Consider the following 3,694-nt stretch of genomic DNA (forward strand, 5'->3'; position numbering starts at 1 on the left):
CCCCACCCGCTGCAGGCCCAGCACCTGCGCGTAGATGTCGGCCAGGATCTCCTCGATGGCGGTGGCCGGGGCGCGGTACCGCTCGGTGTCGCTGTAGTCCGGCGCGGGCAGGGCTCGAGTGTCGAGTTTGCCGTTGACCGTCAACGGCAGCGCGTCCAAGGGCACTACCGCGGACGGGACCATGTACGCCGGAAGTCGGTCGGCCAGGGTGCTACGCGCCTGGACCGGATCGGTAGTGCCGGTGATATAGCCGACGAGGCGTTTGTCGCCGGGGCGGTCTTCGCGGGCGATCACTACCGCTTGCTGCACCCCATCCAGCTCGGCCAATGCCGTCTGGATTTCGCCGAGTTCGATGCGATACCCGCGGATTTTGACCTGATCATCGGCGCGGCCCAAGTAATCCAGCTGGCCATCGGCGCGCCAGCGCACCAGATCACCGGTGCGATACATCCGCCCCCCCGGCCTCCCGAACGGGCACGCCACAAACCGCGACCCAGTCAGCCCGGCCCGCCGCACATATCCACACGCCACTCCGCGACCGGCCACATACAACTCCCCGACGACCCCTGCGGGCACTGGGCGCAACCAGCCGTCGAGCACGAACAGCGCCGCTCCCGCCACCGGCGAACCGATCGGCACACCGGATCCGGGCGTCAACGGTGCGCTGATCGCCACACACATAGTGGTTTCGGTAGGGCCGTAGGCGTTGATCATCACTCGCCCCGGCGCCCATTGGTCCACCACCTCGGCGGGGCAGGCCTCGCCGACCACCACCAACGCCGTCGACTCCAACCCTTCAGGAGAGAGCACCTTCACCGCAGACGGGGTCTGGGTGAGCACAGTAACCCCGTCAGCAACAAGCACCTGGTGGAACTCCTGCGGTGACGCCGCGACCGACTCGGGCGCCACCACCAGTCGCCCACCACGCAACAGCGCGCCGAAGATCTCCCACACCGAGACGTCGAAGGCCAGCGAGTGACTATGCGTCCACACCTCTGCCGCGGGCAGGCCTGCATCCAACGATCCGAGCAGCTGGGTGACGTTGTCGTGGGTGATTGCCACGCCCTTAGGCACCCCGGTAGTACCCGAGGTGTAGATCAGGTAGGCGATAGCGTCCGCTTTCGGGAGCGGCAGTGCGGTGCCGGGTTGGCTTTCCCCAGCGGGTTCGTCGACATCGATGACCATCAGGTCGTGCCCGTCCAGCCGCGACCGCAGGTCCGCCGTAGTGAGCGCGGCGATGGGCGCGGCGTCATCGAGCAGGAATTCCATGCGGGCCGCCGGATGTGCGGGGTCTATCGGCAAATACGCCGCCCCCGTTTTCAGCACGGCCAGGATCGCCACGATCGCTTCGGCCGAACGGGAAAACAGCAGCGCCACAGACACACCCGGGCCCGCCCCATGGGCGGCCAAGCGATGCGCCAACCGGTTGGACGCTTCCTCGAGCTCGCGGTACGTCCACACCTGCTCACCGCATGTCAGCGCCACCGCATCTGGGTTGAGTGCCACCTGCGCGGCGAACAGCGCGGGAATCGACACCGGCGTGATAACCGGCTGGCCCAACACCACTCGGTTACCCCACTCATCCAGCCGGGCGTGCTCAGCCCCATCGAGGACATCGATCGACGACAGCCGCCGGGTCGGGTTGGCGGTGATCGCCACCACCACCCGCTTGAGACGCTCGATCAGCGCCTCGATGCTGGCTGCGTCGAACACGTCGGTGCGAAATTCCACCTCACCGGAAATCCCCGCGGGCTCACCCGCATGGTTGAAGCGCTCCCCCAGAGAAAACGCCAAATCCATACGGGCGGTATGGGTATCCACCGGCAGCGGAGTGACCCGCACGTCACCCAGACTCAGTTCCGCGAGGCCGTTGTCCTGCCAGGCCAACATCACCTGCACCAACGGGTGATGGGTCAGGCTTCGGGTGGGATTGAGCCGATCGACCAATACCTCGAAGGGCACGTTTTGGTGCTCGTAGGCGGCCAGGCTGCGCGACCGCACCTGGGCCAGCAGCTCGTCCATGGTGGGATCACCAGCCAACTCGACACGCAGTACCAAGGTGTTGACGAAACAACCCACCAATTCATCTAGCGCGGGGTCTGGGCGTCCCGCGACCGGGAACCCGACCGCCACCTCCGGGCTGGCGCTGATCTTCGACAGCAGCACCGCCAAGGCGGCCTGCACCACCATGAAACTGGTCGCGTTGTGCTCACGGGCCACCCGCGCCACCCGCTGCTGCAGCTGCGCGGGCCAGTTGACGGTCATCCGGGCGCCGCGCTGATCGGCGACGGGGGGATAGGGCCGATCGGTGGGAAAGTCCAGCCGCTCGGGCATCCCGGCCAGGGCCTGTTCCCAATAGGTCAGCTGCGCGGCGATGGGGCTGTCGGGGTCGTCGAAATCACCCAGCAGGTGACGCTGCCACAGCGTGTAATCGGCGTACTGCACCGGCAAATCGGCCCAGCTGGGGGCGTGACCGTCACACCGGCTGGCATAGGCCACCCCCAGATCACGCACCAGCGGGGTGATCGACCAGCCGTCGGCGGCGATATGGTGCACCGCGGCCACCAGCACATGCTCGTCGTCGGCGACACGGAAAAGCTTTGCGCCCAGTGGGATCTCGCCCGCCAGGTTGAAACTGTGACGGGCCGCGGTGGCGATGGCCTCCTCCAGCCGGACCGCCGGCCAGCCGGTCGCGTCCACAACCTCCCAGCCGAACTCCGCCTGCTCATCGGGGAGGATTATCTGCTGCGGTGTCCCCTCGACCGCCACAAACACCGTGCGCAGGCTTTCGTGGCGGGAAACCACATCGGCCAGCGCCGCCCCAAGCGCCTCCGGGTCGAGCTGGCCGCATAGCCGCAATGCCACCGCCATGTTGTAGATCGGGGAAGGCCCCTGCAACTGGTCGATAAACCACAACCGCTGCTGGGCAAACGACAACGGAATCACCGCCGGCCGTTCCACCGGCGTCAACGGCGCCAGCCGCGCCGAATCCCCCACACCGATCCGCGGCGCGAGCTGGGCTACCGTGGGCGCCTCGAACACCGTGCGCACCGCAAGGTTGGCGTCCAGGCTGGTGTTGACCGCGGCCACCAGCCGCATCGCCGACAGCGAATCCCCACCCAAATCGAAGAACGAGTCGTCGGCTCCGACCCGCTGCATACCGAGCACCTGGGCGTAGATGCCGGCCAGCAGCTCCTCCAGCGCGTTACCTGGAGCCCGGTACCCATCAACATCCTGATATTCGGGTGCGGGCAGAGCGCGTTTGTCGAGTTTGCCGTTGACCGTCAATGGGATGGCGTCCAACACAACCACCGCGGCCGGCACCATGTACTCGGGTAACCGGTCAGCCAGCGCCCTGCGCAACGCGGCGGGGTCGGCGGTGCCGGTGACATAGCCCACCAGGCGTTTGTCGCCGGGTTGATCCTCGCGGGCGACCACCGCCGCCTGCCACACCCCGTCCAAAGCGGCCAGGGCTGCGTGGATTTCGCCGAGTTCGATGCGATACCCGCGGATCTTGACCTGATCATCAGCGCGGCCCAGATAATCCAGCTGACCATCGGCGCGCCAGCGAACCAGGTCCCCGGTGCGATACATGCGTGTTCCGGCACCCCCGAACGGGCACGCCACAAACCGCGACGCGGTCAACCCGGCCCGCCGCCAATACCCACAGCCCACCCCGGCACCGGCCACATAC

At 67.2% G+C, this 3,694-nt stretch carries 1 protein-coding gene; it reads right to left on the reverse strand.

Features of this window, described 5'->3' with window-relative positions:
* Positions 1-3,694: amino acid adenylation domain-containing protein (locus ACFE99_RS23960; protein WP_375489215.1), on the reverse strand; the 3,694-nt coding region annotated here is incomplete at both ends.

Source organism: uncultured Mycobacterium sp., assembly GCF_964249325.1.
In the GTDB taxonomy this organism is placed as follows: domain Bacteria; phylum Actinomycetota; class Actinomycetes; order Mycobacteriales; family Mycobacteriaceae; genus Mycobacterium.